At 62.0% G+C, this 25930-nt stretch carries 24 protein-coding genes; 8 read left to right on the top strand and 16 right to left on the bottom strand.

The window, feature by feature from the left end; all coding sequences use genetic code 11:
* Window positions 1-33 precede the first annotated feature (33 nt).
* Window positions 34-1296, bottom strand: coding sequence for an efflux RND transporter periplasmic adaptor subunit (locus AWB64_RS19190; RefSeq protein WP_060857072.1), 1263 nt, complete (start codon window positions 1294-1296; stop codon window positions 34-36).
* A gap of 452 nt (window positions 1297-1748) precedes the next feature.
* On the opposite strand from AWB64_RS19190, the gene AWB64_RS19185 reads away from it, so the two are divergent.
* Window positions 1749-2390 (top strand): TetR family transcriptional regulator, encoded by a 642-nt coding sequence (locus AWB64_RS19185; RefSeq protein WP_060857004.1) that lies wholly within the window; start codon window positions 1749-1751, stop codon window positions 2388-2390.
* Between the two features lie 8 nt (window positions 2391-2398).
* Here AWB64_RS19185 and AWB64_RS19180 read toward each other — a convergent pair whose 3' ends face one another.
* From AWB64_RS19180 to AWB64_RS19155, 6 genes are all read right to left on the bottom strand, one after another.
* Window positions 2399-3157, bottom strand: coding sequence for an SRPBCC family protein (locus AWB64_RS19180; RefSeq protein ID WP_060857003.1), 759 nt, complete (start codon window positions 3155-3157; stop codon window positions 2399-2401).
* A gap of 71 nt (window positions 3158-3228) precedes the next feature.
* Complete coding sequence (locus AWB64_RS19175) at window positions 3229-3591, bottom strand: DUF427 domain-containing protein (protein WP_060857002.1); 363 nt, start codon at window positions 3589-3591, stop codon at window positions 3229-3231.
* A 255-nt stretch (window positions 3592-3846) separates the two neighbouring features.
* Window positions 3847-4278 (bottom strand): hypothetical protein, encoded by a 432-nt coding sequence (locus AWB64_RS19170; protein ID WP_060857071.1) that lies wholly within the window; start codon window positions 4276-4278, stop codon window positions 3847-3849.
* 288 nt (window positions 4279-4566) lie between these two features.
* A complete protein-coding gene (locus AWB64_RS19165) occupies window positions 4567-6111 on the bottom strand; it encodes a DegQ family serine endoprotease (RefSeq protein ID WP_060857001.1) in 1545 nt (514 codons plus the stop codon).
* Between the two features lie 79 nt (window positions 6112-6190).
* Window positions 6191-7501, bottom strand: coding sequence for an ATP-binding protein (locus tag AWB64_RS19160; protein WP_060857000.1), 1311 nt, complete (start codon window positions 7499-7501; stop codon window positions 6191-6193).
* Window positions 7501-8163, bottom strand: coding sequence for a response regulator (locus AWB64_RS19155; protein WP_060856999.1), 663 nt, complete (start codon window positions 8161-8163; stop codon window positions 7501-7503). Before AWB64_RS19155 ends, AWB64_RS19160 begins: the two co-directional genes overlap by 1 nt.
* A 250-nt stretch (window positions 8164-8413) precedes the next feature.
* Between AWB64_RS19155 and dacB the strand changes: the two genes are divergently transcribed.
* Together dacB and AWB64_RS19145 are read left to right on the top strand one after the other, a co-directional pair.
* Window positions 8414-10045 carry a D-alanyl-D-alanine carboxypeptidase/D-alanyl-D-alanine endopeptidase gene (gene dacB / locus AWB64_RS19150; RefSeq protein ID WP_082850556.1) on the top strand — a complete coding sequence of 544 codons (1632 nt, stop codon included), beginning with the start codon at window positions 8414-8416 and terminating at the stop codon, window positions 10043-10045.
* A 167-nt stretch (window positions 10046-10212) separates the two neighbouring features.
* The gene (locus AWB64_RS19145; protein ID WP_099050570.1) at window positions 10213-11412 is read left to right on the top strand and encodes an SGNH/GDSL hydrolase family protein; all 1200 of its coding nucleotides are present in this window, start codon (window positions 10213-10215) and stop codon (window positions 11410-11412) included.
* Between the two features lie 80 nt (window positions 11413-11492).
* Here the strand turns inward: AWB64_RS19145 and AWB64_RS19140 are convergent, their stop codons facing one another.
* The 5 genes from AWB64_RS19140 to fba form a co-directional block, all read right to left on the bottom strand.
* A complete protein-coding gene (locus tag AWB64_RS19140) occupies window positions 11493-12515 on the bottom strand; it encodes an L-threonylcarbamoyladenylate synthase (protein ID WP_060856998.1) in 1023 nt (340 codons plus the stop codon).
* A gap of 4 nt (window positions 12516-12519) precedes the next feature.
* Window positions 12520-13707: a 5-(carboxyamino)imidazole ribonucleotide synthase gene (locus AWB64_RS19135; RefSeq protein ID WP_060856997.1), complete on the bottom strand. Its 1188-nt coding sequence runs from the start codon at window positions 13705-13707 to the stop codon at window positions 12520-12522.
* A gap of 73 nt (window positions 13708-13780) precedes the next feature.
* Window positions 13781-14296, bottom strand: a complete 516-nt coding sequence (gene purE, locus AWB64_RS19130; RefSeq protein ID WP_060856996.1) for a 5-(carboxyamino)imidazole ribonucleotide mutase — start codon at window positions 14294-14296, stop codon at window positions 13781-13783.
* Window positions 14297-14353: 57 nt separating this feature from the next.
* On the bottom strand, window positions 14354-15256 hold the full coding sequence (locus tag AWB64_RS19125) for a phosphoribosylaminoimidazolesuccinocarboxamide synthase (RefSeq protein ID WP_060857068.1): 903 nt from the start codon (window positions 15254-15256) through the stop codon (window positions 14354-14356).
* A 280-nt stretch (window positions 15257-15536) separates the two neighbouring features.
* Window positions 15537-16601 (bottom strand): class II fructose-bisphosphate aldolase, encoded by a 1065-nt coding sequence (gene fba, locus AWB64_RS19120; protein WP_060856995.1) that lies wholly within the window; start codon window positions 16599-16601, stop codon window positions 15537-15539.
* A 207-nt stretch (window positions 16602-16808) separates the two neighbouring features.
* On the opposite strand from fba, the gene AWB64_RS31630 reads away from it, so the two are divergent.
* Window positions 16809-17084, top strand: a complete 276-nt coding sequence (locus tag AWB64_RS31630) for a hypothetical protein (protein ID WP_157766660.1) — start codon at window positions 16809-16811, stop codon at window positions 17082-17084.
* Between the two features lie 549 nt (window positions 17085-17633).
* Here AWB64_RS31630 and pyk read toward each other — a convergent pair.
* From pyk to AWB64_RS19095, 4 genes are all read right to left on the bottom strand, one after another.
* Window positions 17634-19070: a pyruvate kinase gene (gene pyk, locus AWB64_RS19115; protein WP_060857067.1), complete on the bottom strand. Its 1437-nt coding sequence runs from the start codon at window positions 19068-19070 to the stop codon at window positions 17634-17636.
* 427 nt (window positions 19071-19497) lie between these two features.
* Window positions 19498-20688 (bottom strand): phosphoglycerate kinase, encoded by a 1191-nt coding sequence (locus tag AWB64_RS19110; RefSeq protein WP_060856994.1) that lies wholly within the window; start codon window positions 20686-20688, stop codon window positions 19498-19500.
* A 439-nt stretch (window positions 20689-21127) separates the two neighbouring features.
* Window positions 21128-21451 (bottom strand): branched-chain amino acid transport AzlD family protein, encoded by a 324-nt coding sequence (locus AWB64_RS19100; RefSeq protein ID WP_060856992.1) that lies wholly within the window; start codon window positions 21449-21451, stop codon window positions 21128-21130.
* Window positions 21448-22269, bottom strand: a complete 822-nt coding sequence (locus AWB64_RS19095) for an AzlC family ABC transporter permease (RefSeq protein ID WP_082850555.1) — start codon at window positions 22267-22269, stop codon at window positions 21448-21450. The genes AWB64_RS19100 and AWB64_RS19095 overlap by 4 nt, the downstream gene beginning before the upstream one ends.
* 351 nt (window positions 22270-22620) lie before the next feature.
* Between AWB64_RS19095 and AWB64_RS19090 the strand changes: the two genes are divergently transcribed.
* From AWB64_RS19090 to AWB64_RS19075, 4 genes are all read left to right on the top strand, one after another.
* The gene (locus AWB64_RS19090; RefSeq protein ID WP_060856991.1) at window positions 22621-23544 is read left to right on the top strand and encodes a branched-chain amino acid transaminase; all 924 of its coding nucleotides are present in this window, start codon (window positions 22621-22623) and stop codon (window positions 23542-23544) included.
* A gap of 95 nt (window positions 23545-23639) precedes the next feature.
* Window positions 23640-23846 (top strand): zinc-finger domain-containing protein, encoded by a 207-nt coding sequence (locus tag AWB64_RS19085; protein WP_060856990.1) that lies wholly within the window; start codon window positions 23640-23642, stop codon window positions 23844-23846.
* Window positions 23847-24097: 251 nt separating this feature from the next.
* Window positions 24098-25147: a lipopolysaccharide heptosyltransferase II gene (gene waaF, locus AWB64_RS19080; RefSeq protein WP_060856989.1), complete on the top strand. Its 1050-nt coding sequence runs from the start codon at window positions 24098-24100 to the stop codon at window positions 25145-25147.
* A 259-nt stretch (window positions 25148-25406) separates the two neighbouring features.
* Window positions 25407-25853, top strand: coding sequence for a nuclear transport factor 2 family protein (locus AWB64_RS19075; protein ID WP_060856988.1), 447 nt, complete (start codon window positions 25407-25409; stop codon window positions 25851-25853).
* Window positions 25854-25930 lie beyond the last annotated feature (77 nt).

Below are 25930 nucleotides of genomic sequence, written 5' to 3'. Positions count from 1 at the left end.
CAGGCTCCCTGTTATTCCGTCGATTGCGCCTGATTACGCGCCTGAAGCTGCGGAAGCTGCCGCCGGAGCCGGACTGCTCGAAGCCGCCGCGCTGCTCGCGCCGGCAGCCGCCGGAGCCGAACCCGCGTCAGCGCCGGAAGCGCCCTGGGCGCCTGGCGGCGGCAGTTGCGCGTCGACCGGCTTGACAGTCGAACCCGGCCGCGCCTTGTCCGTGCCCTGCACGATCACGCGGTCGCCCGGATTCAGGCCGCTGTCGACCACCCAGCCCGAGCCGAACGTTCCGGAAGTCACCAACTGGCGCAGCGCCACCTTGTTGTCGGGTCCGACCACGAGCGCCGTGGGCTGACCCTTCTGGTCATGCGTCACGCCGACTTGCGGCACGACGAGCGCCTTGTTGTTCACGCCTTCGTCAATCCGCGCACGCACGAACATGCCCGGCAACAGCACGCGGTCCTTGTTCGGGAAAATCGCGCGCACGGTCACGGAACCCGTGCCCTGATCGACGCTTACATCGGAGAATTGCAACTTGCCCTGTTCCGAATACGTGCGGCCGTCTTCCAGGATCAGCGAGACCTTGGCGGCGTTCGGGCCACCGGTCTGCAGGCGCCCTTCCTGAATGTCGCGGCGCAGCTTGAGGCCGTCCACGCTCGATTGCGTCAGGTCAACGTAGACCGGGTCCAGTTGCTGGACTGTCGTAAGCAGCGTGGCCGCGCTCGCCTGTACATACGCGCCCGGCGTGACCTGCGACAAGCCGATGCGGCCCGTAATGGGCGACACCACATCCGTATAGCCCAGGTTGATCTGGGCGGTATCGACGGCAGCTTTGCCCGACGCCACGTCCGCCGCAGCCTGGCCTTGTGTTGCCACGGCGTTGTCGTAGTCCTGCTTGCTGACCGCATTGGCCGCGACGAGGATCTTGAAGCGCGCCGCCTGGGCGTTTTGCGTCACGACGTTGGCTTGCGCCTTCGCGAGCGTCGCCTTGGCCGTGTTCAGCGACGCAATGAACGGCGCAGGATCGATCTTGTAAAGACGCTGCCCCGCCTTCACATCCGAACCTTCAGTGAATTCGCGGCGCAGCACGATGCCGTCGACCCGCGCGCGCACCTGGGCGACGAGAAACGCGCTCGTGCGGCCCGGCAATTCGCTCACGACAGGAACGGTGGTCGGCTGGACGGTAACAACGCCGACTTCGGGCGTCTGGGGCGGCGGTGCTGATTGTTTTTGTCCGCAGGCTGCAAGGATTAGGGCAGCCGTCGCGGCACTGATTAAGCGGAATGGAACCCGTTCGACGCGCATGGAGCGACCTCTGTCAAAGACTGAGATTGAAATAAGTGCGCGGCCACCTTCCTGCAGGCGATCCGCAACAAGCGTCTTGAGACGCAAACCAGTAGCCATTGGGCGTAAAAACCAGTGCCCCGATCAACATTCGTGTTCCGCGCCGGGCGTCGTCTATGTCGTGCGACTGCCGCTTGTCTGGCCTGGGATTGGCCTTGCGGACGGGCGGCGGCTGAAAGCTGTGTCGGATATTAACCGGTCAATGCGGCTTGGGCTATCGTTGGACGGATGGTATTGTATATACATTCACGAATGAACGTAAAAGAGACGATCGTACGTGAACACGAGCAGCGCGAGAGGAATCGTCTCGAAGCGTCGAAGCGGGATAAACAAATATGTGACGTCGCTGCGGGATAATGTAAGAAAGCGTCGAACCTTGGCGCACGGGCAGGCAAGCTGGAACTAACGAAATAATGGTCCGACGAACGAAGGAAGAAGCGGCGGAAACGCGCAACGGCATTCTGGATGCAGCCGAGCGCGTGTTCTTCGAGAAAGGCGTGTCCCGCACAACGCTGGCCGACATCGCGCTCGAAGCCGGCGTGACGCGCGGCGCCATTTACTGGCATTTTGCCAACAAGGGCGATCTTTTCACCGCCATGTTCGACCGCAGCCTGTTACCGCTCGATGAACTGGTGGAAGCAACGCTCGACACGAAAGAGCCCGATCCGCTCGGCCGGATGCGCGACATCTTCATCTGGTGCATGCGCAACATTGCGCTCGACGAACAGCGGCGGCGCGTCTTCGACATCCTGTTTTTGAAGTGCGAATTCGTGGAAGACATGGGTCCGGTGCGCGAGCGCCATCAGACCAACATACGCGAGGGAAAGGAGAGGATCGAGCGCGGGCTGTTGAACGCGATCGATAAAGGCCAGTTGCCGGCGAGGCTCGACACGCATCACGCCACGGTCATCCTGCACGCGCTGTTCACGGGCATTCTCTACGATTCGCTGATGTGGCCGGAGAGCATCGACCTCAGGAACGAATCGGAAAGGCTGATCGACTCCTGTTTCGACGTCATGCGTTACAGCCCGTCCATGCTGCGCCGGGGCGAATAGATCCGGCGCTATTGCAGACCGTAGTGCTGCGCGAGAAACAGGAAGAGCGCGACGCAACCGAGCATGGCGGCCCACGCCCAAGCAGGCAAGCTATGCGGATGATGCCGCGGCGCGTGACCGTGCAGCCTCTGCCGCAAGACCCCGCCGATAGCATCCGCGGCGGCTGCGCGTGACTTCTGCGCCGCAGCGGAGGCCGGACGCGCGAACGCCGCCGACATGGCGATGGGTCTCAGGAATACGTGCCGCCGCGAAATGGCCGCGTCCGGCATCTGCAACGCGGGATGGCCATGCTTCGCACGCACCACTTCGCAAAACTCGGCGAAAAAATCATCGGCTACTTCGCGCAGCGCGTTCTCGATCTGACGCGGCGGCAAACTCGCGAGCGGCCCGGAAAGCGTCGCCCATACCGTGTATTCAATCCATGTCGATTCGCCGTTCGCGTCCGGAATCAACGCGACCGCAATTTGTCCGCGCAACGACCCCACGCCTTCGCCGCGCGCCTTGAAGCTCAGGGTCTGCGCGTCGACTTCGCCCTCGGACCCGTCGTGTCGCGGCAGGCGGCGCGCCTCGGCCACGTGCGCGCGGATCACGTAGCGCGAGCGCAGCGCACCGAGCGGCACGGTCAGCGCGAGAATGTACTCGCCGCCGGCCAGACGCAAAAGCGATTCGCAGTTATCGATGCTCGCACGCACCAGCGCCAGGTCGCCCAACGCCTCGCGCACCAGGCCAGGGGCGAGCGGAATGCGTAAAGCGTCGGCGACTTCCATTACGACCTCCCCTGAATCTCACGCATTGCGTTCGTATTGGCCCGGCGGTTTTTCAATCGGATATCAGGTAATCAAGTGCCCGACGTTTCATCGATACGATCGACGCGGGTGGGATAAAACGCCAGATAACACTTGATCTGCGCCACGCTTTCCAAAGGCTCCTCGTAGCTCCAGACCGCGTTTTCGATCGGACCTTCTTCTGTGAGCAAGTGGTAGTACGTGGCTTCGCCCTTGTACGGGCAGTGCGAGGTATGCGTGGATTTGGCAAGGCGCGCCATGTTGACGTCGCCGCGCGGGAAATAATGCACCGGATCATGCCCGGTTTCGGCAAGGGTCAAAGCCGCCCGGGTGTCCGCGAACGTCACGCCCTGATGAATCACGCGATGCCGCCGCGTGTTCAGCGAAATGTCAATGTGATGGGTTTCGGTGTTCATTGTGCGCTCCCGGCTTCATGCATGTCTTCATGCCATTCCATGCGGTTTCCACACTATTTCCATATGGGACATTGAACTGCGCCGTCGTGCAGCAACGCGCTACGCCCGCGCAAAAAAACCACGGGCTTTCCGGGACCCGTGGCTTTCATTATGAGACAACTCCGGGGGAGTTGTGCAAGCGTTGTGCGCGGGTTTATGTCCCGCACCACACAGCATGCGGTAGCGTCCGGCAGTTTGTTCCGGTTATTGAGACAATTACTGAGTCGACCAGTGGAATGCCGCCTTGGCCTTGCCGTTTCCAGCCACCGTCACCGCTTGTTTCTTCTCGGAGTCCTTGTACTTGGCGTAGACCGTGTAACGTCCCGGCGGCAGCTTCACGAGCATGTAAGGGCCCATTGCGTCGGTTTTGAGCACGTCGGCGTTTTTCTCGTCGGTAATGCGAACGTGGACGTCGGAGAGATAATCTGCTGTCGGTCCCGTGAAACGCAATGACAGCGGCCAGTGCGCCTGTTCGCGAATCAGCGCATGCGATTCGTCGAGCCCCACGCCGCCCGACGTGTACGATACGTTCCCCTGCGTCTGGACTTGCGGCAAACCGCCGCCGTTCGTGTTGCCGGCGCTGCTCATGTCGCTGGTGTCGGCGCTGGATGCCTGCGCAAATGCGCCGCCCGCCACACCAAACGTCATGGCGGCTGCGAGCACCGCAATCGATACTTTTTTCAAGCCGGAATGGCTGTGCTTCGATACTGTGTAAGTCGTCGCTGCTTTCGTCGTCTTGGTCATCTGTTCAGCTCCTGGTGGACTTCAGACGCCTTCATCGGCGTTGCGGGTTCTGATTGCGGCCCCGCACCGGTCTGTCGATTACTTTCAGACATTCCGGGCGCGAGCAGCATCTCAACAGACGAATCAGCACAGTTCGTGCCCGTATCCCTCCCTATTTTCCGGGCCGCTGCGCCGCAGCCCGGAGATTACGCTTCAGCCCAGATCCACCGGCACGAAGATCTGCGCATCGTCGCGCTGGATCAACAACGCGATGCTGTCGCCGGCATTCTTGACCATCGTCTTCAATTGCTGCACGGTCGTGACCGGCTGGCCATTGACCGCGAGGATCACGTCGCCGGCCTGAATGCCCGCGCTTTCCGCCGCGCCGCCCGACTGCTGAACCAGCAAGCCACGCGAGAGGGACGCGCTCTGCTTTTCTTCAGGCGTCAGCGGACGCACCGCCACGCCCAGACGCGTGTCTTGCGAGGCCGACTCGTTTTTGTCCGCGCCGCCCGCACTCGCGGTCTTCGCGTCGTTAAGCGCGCCTACGGTCACCGTCAGGTCCTTCGTGCTCTTGTCGCGCCAGACCTGAATCCTGGCCGTGCTTCCTGGCGGCAAACCCGCGACTTGCGACGGCAGCGCGTTCGAGTCCGCGACAGCAAGGCCATTCAGCGACAGGATCACGTCGCCAGGTTCAACACCGGCCTTCGCCGCGGGACCGCCCGGTTCAACCGAGCTCACCAACGCGCCGTTCGAGTTCTGCATGCCGAACGACTTTGCGAGCGTCTGGTTCATGCCCTGCACCGTTACGCCGAGACGGCCGCGATCCACGTGTCCCGTTTTGATCAACGCATCCTTGACCTTGATCGCTTCATTGATCGGGATAGCAAACGAAAGCCCCTGGAAGCCGCCGGTCTGCGAATAGATCATGGAGTTGATGCCGATCACTTCGCCTTGCAGGTTGAAAAGCGGCCCGCCTGAATTCCCTGGATTCACCGGCACGTCGGTCTGGATGAACGGCGTGTAGTTCTCGTTGGGCAGCGAACGCGATTTCGCGCTAATGATGCCTGAGGTCACGGTGTTATCGAAACCGTAAGGCGAGCCGATCGCGACCACCCACTGGCCGACCTTGCTGCCGTTCGGGTCGCCGATCTTTACCACGGGAAGACTCTTGGCATCGATCTTCAGCACAGCGACGTCCGACTGCTTGTCCGCGCCGACGACCTTCGCGCGGTATTCGCGTTTGTCGGTGGTTTTCACTGTGACGACATTCGCGCCGTCGACCACATGCGCGTTGGTCAGGATATAGCCATCGCTGCTCACAATGAAACCCGAGCCAAGGCTTTCGCTGGGGGTATCGGAGGCGTTCGGGCCATTGCCGTCGCCACCCATGCCGGGCACGCCGTTACCGTAAAAGTGCTTGAAAAACTGATAAAACGGGTCGCTAGGATCGATCGGCAATTGCGGATTGCCGCCGTTCGCTCCGCCATTCATTCCGCCGTTCATGCCACGCCGCGCCGCAGTCTTCACAACATGCTTCGCGCTGATATTGACGACCGCCGGACCATAGGTTTCCACCAGGCCGGAGAAATCGGGAATGCCGGTCTTGGCGGCGGCTTCGGCGGGCATCATCGCGGCTTGCGCCGGCGTGATGACCTGGGGCGCAGCAACGTTATGGTTACCTGCCACATAACCCGCCGACAAAGCGACGGCAACGGCTACCGCAACGGCGCTGCGGGTCAGTATCTTCGATTTCATCGTGTGCTCCTCGGGGATGCGCTTCATGATGAAACGAAGCGTACGGGACGCCGCTTAAAGGTTACTTAAAGCCAAGAATTCAGACTGAATTGAAGCGGATCGATACCAGCAGGCCGCCGCTTTTCGATTCCGCCAGCGCCACCTTCGCGCCATGCTGCTCGGCGATCCTGCGCACGATGGCCAGGCCCAGCCCGCTGCCCGCCACGTCCGTGCGTGCGCGGTCGGCGCTCGCGCCCACGCGATAAAACCGGTCGAACACGCGCTCGCGCTCCTCGGCGGGAATACCGGGGCCGTTATCGGAGATTTCGACCACCGGATCACCCTCGGCGACGCGCAGGCAGACGTCGACACGGCCGCCATCGGGCGTGTATTTCGTGGCGTTATCGATGAGATTGTTGAACATCACGCGCAATGCGTTCTGGTCGCCCATGACAGTCGCTGCCTCGCTTGCCTCGATGCCCAGGTCCACGCCGCGCTGCTGCGCCACCAGCACCGACGCGCCAACGCATTCATCCAGCAGCGCGTGCAGATCGACGAGCGTGGTCGCGTTCTTGCCATCGGGCTCCGAGCGTGCAAGCGCAAGCAGTTGTTCAGCCAGGCGCGTGGCGCGCGTAATGCCGGCCTGCAAGTCGTCGAGCGCTTCCTTGCGCGACGCGTCGTCCTTCGCGCGCGCGACGAGTTGCGATTGGATCTGCACGGCGGCAAGCGGCGTGCGAAGTTCGTGTGCGGCATCGGCGACGAAGGCCTTTTGTGTATCGAGCGCGGTCGCGAGGCGGTCGAGCAGTGCGTTCAACGCGCGCACGACCGGCACGACTTCCTGAGGCAGGCGGTTATCCGGAAGATGTTCGAGCGCTTCCGGATGACGCGTGTCGAGCGCGCGCGTCACGCGCTGCAACGGCATCAAACCACGCCCGACGATAATCCATATCGCCATGCCAAGCAGCGGCAGCAGCAGCACGAGCGGCCACAAGGTACGCCACGCAACGCCCGCCGCAAGCCGGTTGCGGATGGACAGCGGCTGTGCGAGCTGCACGACGTTATCGCCGACAATCGCGCTATACACACGCCATTCGCCGCGCGCGGTGGCTTCGGTGGAAAAGCCGAGTTCCGCATGCGGCGCGAGCGGCACGCGCGGATGCGAGTAGTACATCAGTACGCCGTTGCGGTTCCAGATCTGGATCACGACGCCTTCGTCGCTGTCGCTGCGGGATTGCAGCACCGACGAAAACGGTTCCGATGGCAACGCCGCCGCGATCTGTTCAAGCTGATAGTCGAAGAGTTCGTTGGCTTCGGCGAGCGCCTGCCGGTAGATCAGCCAGCCCGCAAACCCCACGCCCACGATAACCAGCGCCAGCAGCCACACCAGCAGTTGGCGGCGAATTGAATGCATCAGGCTTCCTTCGACACCATATAGCCGAGGCCGCGGACGTTGCGGATGAGATCGGGTCCGAGCTTTTTGCGCAGCGAATGAATGTAGACCTCGACCGTATTGCTGCCGATTTCCTCGCCCCAGCCGTAGATTTTTTCTTCGAGCTGGCTTTTGGACAGGACTGCGCCCGGGCGCGCCATGAGCGCTTCGAGCAGCGCGAACTCGCGGGCGGAAAGCGCGACGGCATTGCCCTCAAGCGTGACCTGATGACCCACGGGGTCGAGCGTCAGCGCGCCATGGCGAATAAGCGAGTCGCCACGGCCCGCGTGGCGGCGGATCAGCGCGCGCATGCGGGCGCCGAGTTCATCGAGATCGAAGGGTTTGACGAGGTAGTCGTCCGCGCCGGCGTCCAGGCCCTTGACCCGGTCGGCAATGGAATCGCGGGCTGTCACGATCAGGACTGGAAGCGCGTTGCCTTTGGCGCGCAGGCTTTTGAGGACGTCGAGACCATCGCGCTTTGGAAGGCCCAGGTCGAGCAGCATCAGGTCGTAAGGTTCCCCGCCAACAGCCGTGAGCGCCGCTTCGCCGTCCTGCACCCAGTCCACTGCGAAACCGTCGCTCCGTAGCGCCTTGCGCACGCCCTCGGCAATCATTCTGTCGTCTTCAACTAGCAGGATTCGCATGATTCGCTCTGCGGCTCTAAGCTTGGCGACCTCGCGGCCCGGACGTTCATTCTAGCCGGGACAGGCTGGGCGGGGCTTAAACGGGGCTTAAGCAAAATGAATGCAGCCGGACGGGCGTTTTTCGATGCGCCTTGGCTCAGCGGCTCACGTTGGCGATAACGCCGAAAGCCGCGGAATTAACAATCGTAATCACGAGCGCCTCTACAATACCGGCACTCCGCAAAACCGCAGCAGAACACGATCCGAACACATGCACAGAGCACCATCGCAGAACTCAAACATTTCTTTCGGCAGACGTTGGCGTTTTTTTACGGCGCTTGCCGTGGCCTTATCGGCGCTGGGTGTTTCAATATCCGCTCCCGCCGAAGCCCGTAGCGGCAATGGATCGACCGCCGAGTCTCAAAAACAGACGTCAAGACAAGCGGGGAAACCGTCCGTAAAACGAGCGGCCGCGAAGGCCGCAGCCAGGAACAACTTCCAGCGCGTCGCGGTCCCGGCGGGTCCGCTTCCGCCCACGGTCATGGCGGCGCTCGCGCGTGCGCACGTGCCGCTTTCGTCCGTGAGCGTGGTGGTCGAGCGCATTGGCAGCGCCGGCGTGCCGCTCGTGGCGCTTAATGCGAACCAGCCGATGATGCCCGCGTCCACCATGAAGCTGGTGACGACCTACACTGGCTTGTCGCTGCTCGGACCGGACTATCGCTGGAAAACGACCGCCTACGCCGACGGCGAAGTCGATACCAACGGCATCCTCCACGGCAATCTCTACATCCAGGGCACCGGCGACCCCAAACTCGTGCCGGAAGAGCTGATCGACCTGGTGAACCAGATCCGCCGCAATGGCATTGCCGGGATCGACGGCGCGCTGGTGCTGGACAAACGTTATTTTGATCCATCCACGCGCGATCTCCCCGCCTTCGACGCCGATGAAACCGCGCCCTACAACGTCGGCCCGGACCCGCTCCTGTACGCGTTCAAGTCTCTGTCGTTCACATTGACGCCGAATCCGGAAGGCGGCGTTTCCATCGACGTGTTGCCGCAACTGGCACAGCTTCAGATCGATAACGAACTGCGCGTAACGCGCGGCGCGTGCGCGGGAACATTGCCGGCGGCGTCGCCGAGCGTGGCGCAAACGTCGGGCGGGTTCGTGCAAGCGTCGTTCGTTGGCGACTATCCGCTGCGCTGCGGCTCGCGCACGATCAACGTCGCCGCGCTCGATCACTCCACGTTCTTCGCGGGCGGTTTCCTTGCGTTATGGAAACAGGCGGGCGGCACCTTTGCCGGCGTGACGCGCGAAGGTCCCACGCCTGCCAGCGCACGCCTGGTCGGCACGCATCGCAGCCCGGTGCTGTCGGACATCGTTCGGGACATCAACAAGTTCAGCAATAACGTGATGGCGCGCAATCTGTTCCTGACCATTGGCGCCGCAACCGGAAAACCGCCCGCGACCACGCAAAAGTCGGCGGCGGCAATTACCGCGTTCCTGCATAGGAGCGCATTGCCCATGTCCGGTCTTTATCTCGATAACGGTTCGGGCCTGTCGCGCGAAGAACACATCACGGCGCAGTCGCTCGCCGATCTGCTGACCGCCGCCAACTCGAGCCCGGTCGCGCAGGTCTTCACGGAATCCCTGCCCATTGCCGGCGTGGACGGCACCATGCGCAACCGCCTGACGAACGCGGGCGCGCTCGGCAACGCGCACATCAAGACGGGTACGTTGCGCGACGTTCGGGCAATTGCAGGGTACGTGGGCGCGGCGAACGGCGAGAGCTACGTGGTGGTGAGCTTCATCAACGACCCGCGTTCGGAAGCGGCGCGCGCCGCCCACGATGCGTTGCTCGAATGGGTGTACGAAGGCGCGCGCCGCACGGGATCGATGGAATAAAACCGGCCGGGAACCCACTCTGGCACCGTCCGCAAGCACAGGGAAACCCTCGTAGGAAACATCTCAAAATCTTGCAAAAGATTCGGTAAGCTATTGCCACGCAAGCCGACAGGTACCTCGAAGAGCGGCATGCAGACCACATGACCAGATAAACGAGGAACGAGGAGATGACGCCGATGAAACCCGCCCAAACTATTCCCGCCGCACGCCCCGCTTACTGGCTGCGCGCTGTCCAGACCACAGTGGCGTGCGCGGCGATCGCGGCATTGGCCGCGTGCGGCGGCGGCAGCGACGACAACAATAACAACACGCCGGCGGGCGGCGTGAAGCTGCAGGTCGTGTCATTCGGCGACAGCCTGTCCGATGTCGGCACGTATGCGCCCGTTGCAACCGCGAACTTTGGCGGCGGCCGTTTCACGACGAATCCCGGTCAGGTCTGGACCCAAAGCGTCGCACAGTATTACGGCGATACGCTCACCGCCGCGAACACTGGCGGCTTTGGCGTGCCGCTGCAGGCCGCAAGCGGCCTGGGTTACGCGCAAGGCGGCGCGCGCGTGAAATTGCAGCCGGGCGTGGGCCACGCCACGCCGGGCACGGCGAACGCGGACTTCTCGCAAGCCACGACGATTCCCGTCAACGATCAGGTCTCCCAGTACATCGCGGCGCATGGAACGTTCAGCGCCAACCAGCTCGTGCTGGTGAACGGCGGCGCCAACGACATCTTCTACAACCTGACCGTTGCACAGGCCACGGCCGCCGGGATCCAGGCGCAGGTTGCGGCCGGGACGCTTGCCCCGGCTGCCGCGCTCGCGGCGGGCAACGCCGCGCAGAAGGCCGCGACTGACGCGATCAGCCAGGCGGCTATTGATCTGGCGACAGTTATTGGCCGCGTGGTTCAGGCGGGCGCCACGAACGTGCTGGTATCGAATGTGCCGGACATTGGCGGATCGCCGCAGGGGCTCGCCAGCGCCGATAAAGGCGTGACCCTGTCGCAAGTCACGCAGTTGTTCAACGGCACGCTGCAAGGCGCGCTGCAACAGTCCGGGTTGTTGTCGAAGGTGATTTACGTCGATGCTTACACGTGGATCGACGGCGTTCAGGCCAACTATCAGGCGAACGGTTTTACGGTGTCGAATACGGGCACGGCCTGTAATCTCGCCGCGATGATCGCCGCCGCGACAAAGGCTGGTCAGCCCAATCCGACGGCGTTCGGCACTTCGCTGTTCTGCTCGCCGCAGACCTACACGGTGGCCGGCGCGGATCAGACGTACATGTACGCGGATACCGTGCACCCGACCACGCATCTGTATTCGCTGTTTTCCACTTACGTGCAGCAGCAGATCGCAAAGGCGGGTCTGGGGAAATAAGCTGGTTTTGACGCGGTAAAAAGCAAAACGCCCGGTTCTTTCGAGATCGGGCGTTTTTCATGGCGTGGCGCGGAGTGCGTTTACTTCTCCTCCTCGAACGCCGCCGCCGCGCGACCCAGCCTGTCGTTCACAGCGCTCCATTGCGCCGATACCGGCAGCGTCTCGATCAAGATACGCTCCACGTCCGCCCGATCCAGCTTGCGCAGCAAACCGTACAACTCGCGCGCGTAACTCTGCGGATCGTCGGGCGCGGCGACGAAATGCACATTCGGCGCATCCGCCCATTTCCCCGCGCTCGATGTCCGCGCGACCAGCGCCAGCTTTTTATCGGCGTTGAGCGGATGGGCGGCGAGCAGCGGTTCGAGCGCATCGAATGGCAGCAAGCGCAGCGGCGTGCGCGGCGCGTAATGCGCCTTCAGCGTTCCCGATGCACGCGGCGCACTGGCGTCGGCGCCATCGGGCAGACGCGGCATGGTGCCGATCACGTCCGCGATGTCAGCCGGACTCACGTGCCCCGGCCGCAGCAAGGCCGGAAAACCGCGCGACAAATCCAGGATCGTCGACTCGATACCCACCTTCGCCGGGCCGCCATCGAGTACATGAATGCTCGCGCCGAATTCATCGCGGACGTGCTGCGCCGTGGTCGGGCTGACGTGCCCGAAGCGGTTCGCCGATGGCCCCGCCACGCCGCCGTGACCGTTACGCAAACTGCTGAACGCGGTCAGCAACGCCTGCGCGACCGGATGCGACGGGCAGCGGATCCCGACCGAATCCTGCCCGCCGCTGACCGCCGCGGGCACATGCGGCGCGCGCTTCAGGATCAGCGTGAGCGGGCCGGGCCAGAAGGCATCGATGAGTTTTTGTGCATCGGCGGAAAGCGTCTGGACCCAAAACGCAGGATCGCTGCCGGGCGCCAGATGCACGATCACCGGATGATTCGACGGCCGCCCTTTCGCCGCATAAATCCGCGCGATGGCCTCGGGATTCCCGGCATCGCCGCCCAGCCCGTAGACCGTTTCGGTCGGAAACGCGACCAGTTGGCCGGCGTCGAGCAACGCGGCCGCCTCCGTGATCTGCTCGACGCTGGGCGCTTCGAACGTCATGTGCTCAATCCAGTTGAATGTGCAGCATGCGGGCGCAGTCGCGCGCCGCCGTGCGCACTTCTTCCAGCGTTGCCGCCGTGAAATTCACGTGGCCCATCTTGCGGCCGGGCCGCGCTTCTTCCTTGCCATATAGATGCAGGCGCGCGGCCGGCATCGCGATGACTTCGTGCCACGGCGGCATGTGAGCCTTGGCGCCATCGAACCAGACATCGCCGAGAATATTGAGCATGGCCGCGGGCGAATGCTGACGCGTATCGCCAAGCGGCATGCCGGTCATTGCGCGCACTTGCTGCTCGAACTGGCTGGTGGCGCAGGCATCGACCGTGTAATGACCGGAATTGTGCGGGCGCGGCGCCATTTCGTTGGCGATCAGCGAGCCGTCTTCGAGGATGAAAAATTCCACGCACAACACGCCCACGTAATCCAGTTTCGCCGCAATCGTCAGCGCCGCGTCCTGCGCCTGCGCAACGAGCGCCGCCGATGCGTCAGGCGCGGGCACGACCGTCTTCGCCAGAATCCCGCCGAAGTGCTGATTCTGCGCGAGCGGGAAAACGGCCGATTTGCCGTCGCCAGACCGCGCAATCAGCACGGATACTTCGAATTTCAGCGGCATGCGTTTTTCGAGCACGCACGGCACGCCGGAAAGCGAACCATACGCGGTGCGGACTTCGTCGGCGTTGCGCACGCTCGTCTGGCCCTTGCCGTCGTAACCGAGCCGCGCTGTTTTCAGGATCCCGGGCAACACGGCGTCGATTTCGTCATCGCTCAAGGCGGCCAGCGCCTGCGGCGATTCGATCACCACGTGCGGCGCGACCGGCACGCCCGCGCTCGCGATAAAGCGCTTTTCCGCCACGCGATCCTGCGCGATCGCGACGCACCGGCCGGCCGGGCTGACGAACGTCGTCTTCGCGAGGAAATCGAGGCTGGCGGACGGCACGTTCTCGAATTCCGTCGATACCGCCGCGCACAGGCGCGCGAGTTCGGTGAGCGCGGTTTCGTCGTCGTAGGCGGCGCGGATGTGTTTATCGGCGACGGAACCGGCAGGACTGGTTTCGTCCGGATCGAGCACCGCCACGCGATAGCCCATGGATTGCGCGGCGAAACAGAACATGCGGCCAAGCTGGCCGCCGCCGACCATGCCGAGCCACGCGCCCGGCTGGATGGGAGAACTGGGTTGAGTGTGTGCGTTCATCGTGTGAGGTCGGTCAGCCGGTCGCGGCCGGGAGTGTTTCGTTGGCGCTGGCGCTCGTCGCTTTCCAAAGCGTCTAAAGCGGCGGGAGGACCATTGCATGCGCGGCGTCGTTCTGACGGGCGCGGAAAGCGGCGAGCTTGTCGGCGTAGGCGCTTTGGGTCACGGCGAGCAGGGATACCGCGAACAGCGCCGCATTCGCCGCGCCCGCCTCGCCGATGGCAAACGTCGCGACCGGCACGCCCTTGGGCATCTGCACGATCGAATGCAATGAATCGACGCCCTTCAGGTATTTGCTCGATACCGGCACGCCCAGCACCGGCACCGTGGTCTTGGCGGCGAGCATGCCCGGCAGATGCGCCGCGCCGCCCGCCCCCGCGATGATCGCGGCCAGTCCGCGCGAGCGCGCGCTTTCGGCGTAAGCGAACATTTCGTCGGGCATGCGGTGCGCGGAGACCACCCTCGCCTCGTACGGCACGCCGAAGTCCTGCAGGATCGCGACGGCGTTTTTCATCACGTCCCAGTCGGAACTGGAACCCATCAACACGCCGATCAACGGTGCGTCATGCGTGTGGGCCTGGACTTCGCTCATCGTGCTGCATTCCTGTGGGGTGGTTTGGTTCTGGTCTTCGCTTCATTGCGCGCCGCGTTACGCGAGCGACTGCCCGGTCAGGCGCTGCAACGCCTCTTCGTACTTCTCGGCCGTCTTGGCGATCACGTCGTCCGGCAGCTTCGGCGCCGGCGGCGTCTTGCCCCACGATTGCGTTTCGAGCCAGTCGCGCACGAATTGTTTATCGAATGATGGCGGGTTCGTGCCCACCTTGTAGCCGTCCGCCGGCCAGAATCGCGACGAATCCGCGGTCAGCACTTCGTCCATCAGGAACAGTTCGCCGCGGTTGTCGAGCCCGAATTCGAACTTCGTATCCGCGATGATGATCCCGCGCGTCGCCGCGTACTCGGCCGCTTCCTTGTACAGCTTGATGGAAATATCGCGGATGGTCGCCGACAATTCAGTGCCGATACGGCGTTCCATTTCATCGTAGGTGATGTTTTCGTCGTGATGACCCATTTCGGCTTTTGCGGCCGGCGTGAAAATCGGCTCGGGCAGCTTTTCGGCGTTTTGCAGGCCGGGCGGCAATGCCACGCCGCACACCGAACCCGTCGCCTGATAGTCTTTCCAGCCGCTGCCAGCCAGATAGCCGCGCACCACGGCTTCCACCAGAATCGGCTCAAGGCGCTTCACTACCACGGCGCGGCCTGCGACCTGATCGGCTTCCTCGGCGGACACGACGGTTGCCGGATCGATGCCCGTATTGTGATTCGGCACGATGTGCGAAAGCTTCCCGAACCAGAAATCGGCCATTTGATTCAGCACGCGGCCCTTGTTCGGGATCGGCTCGCCCATGATCACGTCGAACGCGGACAGCCGGTCGGTCGTCACGATCAGGAGCTTGTCGTTGCCGACGGCGTAGTTGTCGCGGACTTTGCCGCGCCCGAGCAGGGGCACCGATTTCAGCGTGGATTCGTACAGCGGGGAATGTTGGGTGGACATCGTCATCTACCGGAAAAGTGCTGCAACGTCTGGCTAAAAAGAGAAACGCAGAGAAAGAGCAAAAAATAAACGAAAAAACCAACGCGCCGTTCCCCGAGGCTTGCGGGAACGGCGGGTTGTGTCGGCTGGTTCCGGCTTGCGGCGGATCAGCCTTGGTACTCATCGATTTTACGTTCGACGCCGGTTGGAAAAGCCGGCGCTCGACCGCGATCCAGCGCCATTGTAAACGCGTCCGGCGGTTGTCTCGAATTTACTCGGGGCGAACCGCCGTGAAATGCGCTTACTTGACGATCTGGGCCAGTTCGCCGGACTTGTACTTTTCGGCGATCTTGTCGAGCGGAACGGGCTTGATCTTGCTTGCCTGGCCTTCGCAGCCGAACTGGACGTAGCGTTCGAGACAGATTTTCTTCGCGGCTTCGCGTGCGGGTTTCAGGTAGTCGCGCGGATCGAATTTCGACGGATTTTCGCCGAAATAGCGGCGGATCGCGCCCGTGATCGCAAGACGCAGGTCGGTATCGATATTCACCTTGCGCACGCCGTGACGAATGCCTTCCTGGATTTCCTCGACCGGCACGCCATAGGTTTCTTTCATGTCGCCGCCAAATTCGCGGATCTCGGCCAGCAGATCCTGCGGCACCGACGACGAACCGTGCATGACCAGGTGCGTGTTCGGAATGCGCTGGTGAATTTCCTTGATGCGTTCGATGGCGAGGATATCGCCTGTCGGTTTCTTGGTGAATTTGTACGCGCCGTGCGACGTGCCGATGGCGATTGCCAGCGCATCGCACTGGGTTTTTTTCACGAAGTCGGCGGCTTGTTCGACGTCGGTGAGCAGTTGCTCGCGGGTCATGGTGCCTTCGGCGCCGTGGCCGTCTTCCTTGTCGCCCTTCATGGTTTCGAGCGAGCCGAGCACGCCGAGTTCGGCTTCCACCGTCACGCCAATGGAGTGCGCCGCCTCGACCACTTTGCGGGACACGTCGACGTTGTACTCGTACGATGCGACGCTTTTGCCGTCGGCTTCGAGCGAGCCGTCCATCATCACGCTGGTGAAACCGCTGCGGATTGCGGCCATGCAAACCGCGGGCGACTGGCCGTGGTCCTGGTGCATGACGACCGGGATGTGCGGATACGACTCGACTGCCGCTTCGATCAGATGGCGCAGGAATGCCTCACCGGCATATTTCCGCGCACCCGCCGAGGCTTGCATGATGACCGGCGCATTGACTTCGTCGGCGGCGGCCATGATGGCCTGGACCTGCTCAAGGTTGTTCACGTTGAACGCCGGGAGCGCGTAGCCGTTTTCAGCCGCGTGATCCAGCAGTTGTCGCATTGATACGAGAGGCATTGTCTAACTCCTTAAGATGAAACGAATTTTTCTGTCTTGGTTTATCTTTTTCTTGCCTGCGGCGGCTTGGGGGTTTTGCTGCCTGCCAGCCCTGGTTTTGTATTATTTTAGCCCGGTGCCACGGCGCGATTTACGCGGTTGCGTACGGTTTGGCGCATTTTGATTAGGTTTTTACGGGAATCTCATCGGGGCGAGGTGCCATTTGGCATGGCGGCCTACGTTTTTGTTGGGGATTGGATTTTTGTGGGTTTAGTCAATGCCGGGTTGCTGCTTTTTATGCCTTCGCACGTTCCCTGTTCGCTGATTTCTTTAGCACTATTAGCCACTGTCCGTGGCGGGACTTCATTTCTTTTTCCAACGGCGAAAAAGAAACGAAGCAAAGAAAACGCCTTCCAACCGCTAATTCTTAAAGAGACCAAGCGTGCAGTTTCATCTGCTTGGGACTTCAAAAGAACCCTCGACGCCATAACCACCAACACCTGAAACCCTTCCCCTCCGTATCCCTACATCCACACGCTTCGCCACCAGTGTTCGTGGCATCAATCCGGAAATCCACACCAGCGAATACTTTTCGCCACCAGGCAGCCAGGCGTAGCCATCACTCGCATCATAAGCAATAACAAAAGCCCAAAAAATCAAAAAACTCGAAGCACCAACAGTTCAACCAGCCTCTCAATCAACGGCGCAAAACGGGCGACGGCGGCGGCCCGCCGCCGATTGGGCCGTGGATCTTGCCCGAGAGCGCTGGTGGCGAAGCGTGTGGATGTAGGGATACGGAGGGGGAGGGTTTCAGGTGTTGGTGGTTATGGCGTCGAGGGTTCTTTTGAAGTCCCAAGCAGATGAAACTGCACGCTTGGTCTCTTTAAGAATTAGCGGTTGGAAGGCGTTTTCTTTGCTTCGTTTCTTTTTCGCCGTTGGAAAAAGAAATGAAGTCCCGCCACGGACAGTGGCCAACAGTGCTAAAGAGGAACAACGCACAGGGACCGCGCGAAAGCAAAAACAGCAGGCTCCCAACCCCAAGCGCCAGCGCCCCTAGAACGGGTCTCCCACCCTGACAATTTTCATCGCGTTGGTACCGCCGGCTTGCCCCATCGGCTCCCCGACGGTCAAGACCACCATATCGCCGCGCGCCGCGTACCCTTTGGAAACAACCACTTCCAGCGCTTGCTGAAGCGCAACATCGCGATCGGTGTTCGTATCCAGGTGCAACGAAGTAACATTCCGATAAAGCGCCATAGTGCGCTCACTGCCAATCCGCGGCGTTAAAGCAAAAATCGGCACATGCGACCAATGCCGCGACATCCAGAGCGCCGTCGCGCCTGACTCAGTCAGCGCCACAATCGCCTTCGCACCCAGGTGATAAGCGGTGAACAACGCGCCCATCGCAATCGATTGATCGATCCGCGTGAACGTCCGGTCCAGGAAATCCTTGTCCAGCTCACTCTGCTCCGACTTCTCCGCCTCAAGACAAATCGCCGCCATCGTCTCAATGGTCGTCACCGGATATTTCCCCGCGGCCGTCTCCGCCGACAACATCACAGCATCCGTCCCGTCCAGCACGGCATTCGCCACATCCGATACCTCCGCGCGCGTGGGCACCGGCGCGTGAATCATCGACTCCATCATCTGCGTGGCAGTAATCACGAACTTGTTGGACTCGCGCGCCATCCGGATCATGCGCTTTTGCAACGCCGGAACCGCCGCATTCCCCACTTCCACAGCCAGATCGCCACGGGCAACCATGATGCCGTCGGATGCGTCGAGAATCCCCTGCAACGCCGGAATAGCCTCCGCGCGCTCGATCTTCGCAATCATCTTCGGCTTGATGCCGTAAGGCGCGCCCGCAATATTCGCCAGTTGCCGCGCCATTTCCATGTCCGTGGCGTTCTTCGGAAACGATACCGCCACAAAATCCGCGCCCAGCGACATCGCGGTCTTGATGTCCTCCATGTCCTTCTCGGTCAACGCCGGCGCTGTCAAACCGCCGCCCTGCCGGTTGATACCCTTGTTGTTCGAAAGGTCGCCGCCCACTTTCACAGTCGTGTGAATCTCTTCGCCAATCACGCGCACCACGTCGAGCACGATCAGGCCGTCGTTGAGCAACAGCACGTCGCCGCCACGCAGATCGCGCGGCAGATCCGGATAGTCGAGGCCTACGCGTTCGTCGTTACCAAGCTCGCAGCGTGCGTCGAGAATGAACGGGTTGCCCGCAATCAACGTGACCTTGCCATTCTCGAACTTGCCCACGCGGATCTTCGGGCCTTGCAGGTCCGCCATCAGCGCAACTTCGCGGCCACATTGCTTCGCTGCGTCGCGAACGTATTGCGCACGCTGGCGATGGTCGTCGGCAGTACCGTGCGAAAAGTTGAAACGGACCACGTCGAGCCCGGCCTGGATCATCTGCAACAGGATCTCGGGGGAACTGGAAGCCGGGCCAATGGTGGCGACAATCTTTGTAGCGCGATGCATGGAATTCCTCGTCTGGGTGGTATCGCCTGAAACAGCGCTGCGAGTACGGTGTGCCGACGGGGATACAAATGTCTCCGCCTGCGAACGCGCGCCGGATCGTGCCAGCGTCGCTTTTTGATGGCTATTCGATAACTGCCCGGGGCCCGGAATCAGCGACGCAGCACTCGCGCCGCCAATCATGACCGCCGTTTCCTTCTTCAACTTGCCGCCACGCCGGGCCGGCGCGCGGGCCGTACGCTTCGGCCTGGGCGCAGCCGCGCCGGACTCGTCCTCCGCGGACGGGGAAGACAGCGCTTCAGCCGCGCGGGCATGGCGGGCCGCCTCGCCCACACTGCCCTCCACGTCTTCCACCATCTTCTCCGCCAGTTCTTCCACGGCCAATACAGAACGCTCGCTATCCGACTCCGACGTGGCTTTTGTCATTGGATCAAGCCCGCGATTCGAGGACTTCCACCGCCGGTAACGTTTTGCCTTCCAGGAATTCCAGGAACGCGCCGCCGCCCGTCGAGATGTATGAAATCTTGTCGTGGATGCCGTATTTCTGGATGGCGGCGAGCGTATCGCCGCCGCCCGCAATCGAGAACGCCGACGAGTTGGCGATGGCATCCGCCAACGTCTTTGTGCCGTTGCCGAACTGATCGAATTCGAATACGCCGACCGGACCGTTCCACACAATCGTGCCGGCTTTTTCCAGTTGCGCGGCGAGCGCCTTGGCGGTGTCCGGGCCAATATCGAGGATCAGGTCATCGTCCTGAACCTGATCGACGGCCTTCGTTTCCGCCTTCGCGGTCGCGGCAAATTCCTTCGCGGTCACAACGTCGCTCGGAATTGGCACCGATGCCCCGCGTGCCCGCGCTTCGCTGATGATGGTCTTGGCTTCATCGACGAGATCCTTTTCCGCCAGCGACTTGCCGATCTTCAAGCCGGAAGCCAGCATGAAGGTGTTTGCAATCCCGCCGCCCACGATCAACTGGTCCACTTTTTCGGCCAGCGACTTGAGGATGGTGAGTTTCGTGGAGACCTTCGATCCCGCCACGATTGCGACCAGCGGACGCTTCGGCTCGCCGAGCGCCTTGCCCAGCGCATCGAGTTCAGCCGCGAGCAGCGGACCGGCGCACGCCACGGGCGCATATTTCGCTATGCCGTGCGTGGTCGCCTCCGCCCGATGCGCCGTACCAAACGCGTCGTTCACGTAGATATCGCAGAGTTTGGCGAGCTTCTGTGACAACGCGTCGTCGTTCTTCTTCTCACCCTTGTTGCAGCGGCAGTTCTCGAGCAGCACGACCTGGCCTGGCTGGACCTGCACGCCGTCGACCCAATCGGCGACCAGCGGCACTTCGCGGCCGAGCAGTTCGCCAAGACGCGCGGCTACCGGCGCGAGCGAGTCCTCGGGCTTGAACTGGCCTTCCGTTGGCCGGCCGAGATGCGAGGTGACCATCACGGCCGCTCCCGCTGCGAGCGCCTTCTGTATGGCCGGGACCGATGCGCGCACGCGCGTGTCTTCGGTGATGTTGCCCTGGTCGTCTTGCGGCACGTTGAGATCGGCACGGATGAAAACACGTTTGCCGGACACTTTGCCTTCGGCGATCAAATCGGTGAAACGCAGTACTTTCGTCATGGGAGTCAGCGCGTAAGCGGGTGAAGGGAAAGCGGTTCGGGCGATTGACTTTGCAAGCCAGCATCAAGGACTTGCTGCTCGCGAGGAATGCTACGGGGAAATTGAAGCTGACGCGGCGTGCTGGCGTTCGAACGGCTCAAGCAAGCCGGGTGCGGGACATGAAGCGAATCGCGCGGCCGCTTGCGCCGGCGACGGATGCGTCGAAACGGCGAAGCGTGGCAACGGAGAACGAAGCGGGTGAAGCTCTTGTGCGGTGACTGCCGAATACACGTTCGACCTCATTGGATACGACAGCAAGAAGGCCATTTTAACCGATACCCACCGGCCGCCAACGCCGCCAACGCAAATCCCCGGGATTCGGGATAGCCGACAATGCCCCGAGAAAATCATGCTGCGACGCACCATCGCAATGAGTCGATTCTCGATGTACTGCTTATGGTCAGGCGAACAAGCGCAACGCGGTAAACACGACCATGCCCACGACGATTGTCCCGAGCATGCTCCGCCGCCACAAAAACCACGCGAGGCCGCACAGCGACGCGTACAGCGCATGGTTCGAAAACGCGATGGAAAGTCCGTTCGGTGTGGAAAGCAAGTCAGGCACGACGACCGAGACGAGCGCCGCAGCAGGCGCGTAGCGCAATGCACGCTGCACGCGTTCGGGCAGGATCATGCGTTCCCCGCCGATCAGGAAAAGCGCGCGCGTGAAGCCGGTGATCAGCGCCATGCCCGCGATGGCGAGCCATACCTGAGCGGTGGTCATCGGATGCTCCGGGATTTTTTGGAGCCATCGAGTGCGGCGCGCGGCGGCACCCTGGTGATCGGGTTTTCAGGCGGCAAGCTTCCTGTTACTGCTTTTGTCGTGGCGCGTGCGCCCATCTTCTCCGCCATCAGGTCCGCGAACGTTCCGGCCAGCAAGGCCGAGACGACCGCCAAAGGCAACGACAGCCGATAAGGCAAATCCAGCGTAATCAGCGCAATCACGCTTGCCACGCCCACGGCGGCAAGCGTAGAGCGCGTGGCGATTGCCGAAACAATGAGCGGAATCAGCGCGAGCGTGCCGGCGAGTTCGAGGCCCCAGTTATCGGGGAAAAGGCTGGCAAGCAGGATTCCCGCGATTGACGACACTTGCCACGACGACCAGCTCGTCGCCGCCATGCCCCAGAAAAACGCCTCCTTGCCGGGCTGATAGCCGACCGGGAAATTGCGCTTCGAGAACATCAAATAGATGATGTCGCCATTGAAATAGCCGAGCACGAGGCGGCGTCGCAGCGGCAGATAGCCGAAATGCGGCGCGAGGCCCGCGCTGAAAATCACGAAACGCAAGTTGACCATGGCGGCGGTCAGGAGGATGGTCCAGAGCGGCAGCTTTGCGGCGAAGAGCGGCAACACAGCAAGTTGCGACGAACCGGCGTAAGCCGCGAGCGACATGCCGAGCGCCTGCGGCACGGTGAGCACCGACTTCGCCATTGCGATACCGGTGACGAGACCCCACGAGAACGTTGCCGGGACGGCGGGAGAAAGCGTTTTGACGCCGTCTATGAAGGCGCGTCGATTGAGGTCTGACAGCCGGTCGAACATGAAGTGAGTGCGGGTTGAGTGCGCGACGGCTGACGGATCGGACCGCGATAAGCCTGAATTCCGCCGGAAATCAAGCCGGTTCGCTTCCATTACGGCGTTTTCCGCGCTCTGAGCGGCGGCCGGAAGCGCAGCCGGAGCGCATCGCGTGATGGCGAAAGGCGAATTATAGCGTCGTGAAAGGCGCCAAATGGCCGACAGCGCCCATTTTTTAATCGAAAAGACGCTAAAATAACGGTCTTTGGTCGTCTGGCCGCGTGCCGGTTTTGCATCGAAATCCGGCTTCCCGTGCACTCGTGGAACCGCGCTGGCGACCCATTCAAACACGTGCACAACACTCGCCAGGAGAAACGTATGTCAATGGCCGACCGCGACGGCAAGATCTGGATGGATGGCAAGCTGATCGACTGGCGCGACGCCAACATCCATGTGCTCACCCACACGCTGCACTACGGCATGGGCGTTTTCGAGGGCGTGCGTGCCTACAAGACCGGCAACGGCACGTCGATCTTTCGCCTCAAGGATCACACCAAGCGGCTGCTCAATTCCGCCAAGATCTTCCAGATGGAAGTCCCGTTCGACCACGCCACGCTTGAAGCCGCGCAGCTCGAAGTGGTCGGCGTGAACAAACTCGAATCCTGCTATATCCGCCCGATCATCTGGGTGGGATCGGAGAAGCTCGGGGTATCGGCGAAGGGCAACACCATTCACGTCGCGATCGCCGCGTGGCCGTGGGGCGCCTATCTTGGCGACGACGGCATTGCGAAGGGCATCCGCGTGAAAACGTCATCGTTCACGCGTCATCATGTGAACGTGTCCATGGTTCGCGCGAAGGCGTCCGGCTGGTACGTGAACTCCATCCTCGCGAATCAGGAAGCCATCACGGACGGCTACGACGAAGCGCTGCTGCTCGACGTGGATGGCTACGTCTCCGAAGGCTCCGGCGAAAACTTCTTCCTGGTGAACAACGGCAAACTCTATACGCCGGATCTGGCGTCGTGCCTTGACGGCATCACGCGCGACACGGTCATCACGCTCGCACGCGACTTCGGCATTCCGGTGATCGAGAAGCGCATCACCCGCGACGAGGTTTATACCTGCGACGAAGCCTTCTTCACCGGCACGGCCGCCGAAGTCACGCCAATCCGGGAACTGGACAATCGCACTATCGGCGAAGGCAAGCGCGGGCCGGTCACGGAGAAACTGCAAAGCGCTTTCTTCGATATCGTGAGCGGCAAGAACGAGAAGTACGCGGACTGGCTGTCGGCGGTCAAGTAAATATCACGCATGATGTGCGGCGGCGAACCGGCGGTAGAAACGGTTCGCCGCGTCCCCAGAATAGAACTTAGAAACGAACCCGAACGAGATTCCTGATGAGTGAACTGAAGAGCGAACTGAAGGAAATGCCGCTGGTGCAGTTGTCGGCGAAAGACGTGCCGGCGTTCTGCCCGAATCCCAACATGCCGCGCTGGAGCACGCACCCGCGCGTGTTTCTCGATATCTCGCACGGCGAAGCACGTTGCCCATATTGCGGCACGCGCTACAAGCTGAAAGACGGCGAAACGATCAAGGGTCACTGACCACGTTGCTTGCCGCAGGCCGAATATTTAGCGACGGCCTGGGGCAAATGATCCGCGGCGGCGCAAGCGGCTACACGCTTTATCGTTTATCACGCACATACGCGCTGTCATGTCCGGCGGCTTTCCCGGACATGACAGCCTACCTCGACGTCCGGCGCGCATCGCACCAGGCGCCAACCACCCCATTTGTACCGGCCAGCAAACGCTTAACGGCTTAGGCTGCGTCATTTTCGAGATTGGAATCTAAATAGATGCGTCGCGCGTTGGTTATCGCCCCGAACTGGATTGGTGACGCATTGATGGCGCAGCCGCTGTTTTCGCTGCTCAAGAAACTGCATCCGCGCATTGTCATCGACGCTGTCGCGCCCGCCTGGGTCGCGCCGGTGCTGGAGCGCATGCCCGAGATCCACGATGTCTACGCCACCGATCTCGCTCACGGCAAGCTGCAAATGCTGCGCCGGTGGCAACTCGCGAGCGACCTGCGCGACGTTGGCTACGACGCCGCGTATGTGCTGCCGAATTCGTTCAAATCGGCGCTGATTCCGTGGATGGCCGGCATCAACCTGCGCGTGGGCTACAAGGGCGAAAGCCGATACGGCCTGCTCAACGTGCGGCATGCGAATCCGCAAAAAGACCAGCGCCCACCGATGGTCAACCAGTACGCCGCTCTCGCCTACGCACCGGGCGCGAAGCTGCCGTGGCTGCAGGAAAACGCGACCGTTTCCATGCCCGTGCCGCGTCTCGATCTCGACCTGAACGAAGCCGCGCGTGTTTCCACGCGCTTCAATCTCGATACCCGCGCGCCGCTCGTTGTATTTTGTCCCGGCGCGGAGTTTGGTCCGGCCAAACGCTGGCCGCCGGAGCATTTTGCATCGCTTGCGCAATTCATCGCGCAGTCGTTTCCGTATGCCCGCATTGTGGCGCTCGGCTCGCCGAAAGATGCGCCAATCGCGCAGGCAATCGCAGACCGCGCGCCGAACGTGCGCAACCTGTGCGGCCAGACATCGCTGGGCGAAGCGTGCGCGCTGATTTCGCGTGCAAGCGCCGTGGTCACCAACGATTCCGGCCTGATGCACGTCGCCGCCGCGTTGCGCCGCCCGCTGGTCGCGGTGTTCGGCTCGACCGACCCGCGCCACACGCCGCCCCTCTCCGACCTCGCAAAGGTACAATGGTTGCACCTCGAATGCAGTCCGTGCTTTGCCCGCGAGTGTCCGCTGGGTCATCTGAACTGCCTGCGCGAACTCGGCGCGGACCAGGTTTTCGGCGATCTGCGCGGCATGTTGATGACGCAGCGTGGCTGATGCAGCGTGCTTGGTGCCGCATGAAGCCCGCTTTAAAGCCCGCTTCACATAACTTCGTCAAAGTCGCCTGATCGAGCCACAGCGCCGGGACGCATGACGGCCTGCATTGATCGGCCGCGCACGTTGCCGTCCTCATGCGAGCGCCGACACGCCAATGCCACCCGAGCGGGGGCATGCTTTTGAAACTTGACCGAACCGTGGCGTCTTTTGTCCGCAAAACACTGGGCGCCGTGCATCGAACGTTAGAGACCCACTAGCCATGCCACGTTTTGCCCGCCTCTTCGAAGCTGCCGCCGATACCCTCAACGCCTACTACCAGGCCGTTTCGGAGGGCAATATCGACAGCGTGATGGCGCTCTGGATCGACGAGGAATTCGCCACGTTCATCTGTTCGGACGGCTCGCACCTGAGCGGCCTCGACAGCATTCGCGCAGGTCTTGCCGCGCAACTCGAACTCCAGCCGGTGACCGTGGAGCCGCTCGATATCCGCGTCTACGACAGCCTTGGCACCGTGGTCTACGCGATCGCGGAAGCACATCAGTCCGCCGAACCGGGCAGCACGCCGGTGATGGTTTTCAGCACCTATGTAATGGTTCATGAACGTGGGGAATGGCGCATAGCGCATATCCACGCGAGTGCGATGCCAGACGAAGCCGCCGGTCAGGTTGCCGCCAAAATGCGTCATGGGCAGGGTCCGCTGCATTGAAACGGCCTTCGCGGTGCGTTGCGCTGGAACGCTGGAACGCGGAGAAGTCCATGAATGGTTTGAGGAACGCTCGCCGG

The organism is Caballeronia sordidicola, assembly GCF_001544455.2.
Taxonomy (GTDB): Bacteria; Pseudomonadota; Gammaproteobacteria; order Burkholderiales; family Burkholderiaceae; genus Caballeronia; species Caballeronia sordidicola.
The sequence above is the reverse complement of the archived record's forward strand: the minus strand, read 5'-3'. Positions and strand labels throughout refer to the sequence as shown.

Bases quoted from the DNA above. Each gene is read 5' to 3' on its own strand.
- AWB64_RS19090 (WP_060856991.1), top strand. From the start codon at position 22,621: ATGTCAATGGCCGACCGCGACGGCAAGATCTGGATGGATGGCAAGCTG.
- dacB (WP_082850556.1), top strand. From the start codon at position 8,414: ATGCACAGAGCACCATCGCAGAACTCAAACATTTCTTTCGGCAGACGT.
- AWB64_RS19145 (WP_099050570.1), top strand. From the start codon at position 10,213: ATGACGCCGATGAAACCCGCCCAAACTATTCCCGCCGCACGCCCCGCT.
- AWB64_RS19175 (WP_060857002.1), bottom strand. From the start codon at position 3,591: ATGAACACCGAAACCCATCACATTGACATTTCGCTGAACACGCGGCGG.
- AWB64_RS19095 (WP_082850555.1), bottom strand. From the start codon at position 22,269: ATGTTCGACCGGCTGTCAGACCTCAATCGACGCGCCTTCATAGACGGC.
- AWB64_RS19165 (WP_060857001.1), bottom strand. From the start codon at position 6,111: ATGAAATCGAAGATACTGACCCGCAGCGCCGTTGCGGTAGCCGTTGCC.
- purE (WP_060856996.1), bottom strand. From the start codon at position 14,296: ATGAGCGAAGTCCAGGCCCACACGCATGACGCACCGTTGATCGGCGTG.
- pyk (WP_060857067.1), bottom strand. From the start codon at position 19,070: ATGCATCGCGCTACAAAGATTGTCGCCACCATTGGCCCGGCTTCCAGT.
- fba (WP_060856995.1), bottom strand. From the start codon at position 16,601: ATGCCTCTCGTATCAATGCGACAACTGCTGGATCACGCGGCTGAAAAC.
- AWB64_RS19190 (WP_060857072.1), bottom strand. From the start codon at position 1,296: ATGCGCGTCGAACGGGTTCCATTCCGCTTAATCAGTGCCGCGACGGCT.
- AWB64_RS19100 (WP_060856992.1), bottom strand. From the start codon at position 21,451: ATGACCACCGCTCAGGTATGGCTCGCCATCGCGGGCATGGCGCTGATC.
- AWB64_RS19160 (WP_060857000.1), bottom strand. From the start codon at position 7,501: ATGCATTCAATTCGCCGCCAACTGCTGGTGTGGCTGCTGGCGCTGGTT.
- AWB64_RS19155 (WP_060856999.1), bottom strand. From the start codon at position 8,163: ATGCGAATCCTGCTAGTTGAAGACGACAGAATGATTGCCGAGGGCGTG.
- AWB64_RS19135 (WP_060856997.1), bottom strand. From the start codon at position 13,707: ATGAACGCACACACTCAACCCAGTTCTCCCATCCAGCCGGGCGCGTGG.
- waaF (WP_060856989.1), top strand. From the start codon at position 24,098: ATGCGTCGCGCGTTGGTTATCGCCCCGAACTGGATTGGTGACGCATTG.
- AWB64_RS19075 (WP_060856988.1), top strand. From the start codon at position 25,407: ATGCCACGTTTTGCCCGCCTCTTCGAAGCTGCCGCCGATACCCTCAAC.
- AWB64_RS19180 (WP_060857003.1), bottom strand. From the start codon at position 3,157: ATGGAAGTCGCCGACGCTTTACGCATTCCGCTCGCCCCTGGCCTGGTG.
- AWB64_RS19085 (WP_060856990.1), top strand. From the start codon at position 23,640: ATGAGTGAACTGAAGAGCGAACTGAAGGAAATGCCGCTGGTGCAGTTG.
- AWB64_RS19185 (WP_060857004.1), top strand. From the start codon at position 1,749: ATGGTCCGACGAACGAAGGAAGAAGCGGCGGAAACGCGCAACGGCATT.
- AWB64_RS19125 (WP_060857068.1), bottom strand. From the start codon at position 15,256: ATGTCCACCCAACATTCCCCGCTGTACGAATCCACGCTGAAATCGGTG.
- AWB64_RS19140 (WP_060856998.1), bottom strand. From the start codon at position 12,515: ATGACGTTCGAAGCGCCCAGCGTCGAGCAGATCACGGAGGCGGCCGCG.
- AWB64_RS19110 (WP_060856994.1), bottom strand. From the start codon at position 20,688: ATGACGAAAGTACTGCGTTTCACCGATTTGATCGCCGAAGGCAAAGTG.
- AWB64_RS31630 (WP_157766660.1), top strand. From the start codon at position 16,809: ATGGCGGCCTACGTTTTTGTTGGGGATTGGATTTTTGTGGGTTTAGTC.
- AWB64_RS19170 (WP_060857071.1), bottom strand. From the start codon at position 4,278: ATGACGTTTGGTGTGGCGGGCGGCGCATTTGCGCAGGCATCCAGCGCC.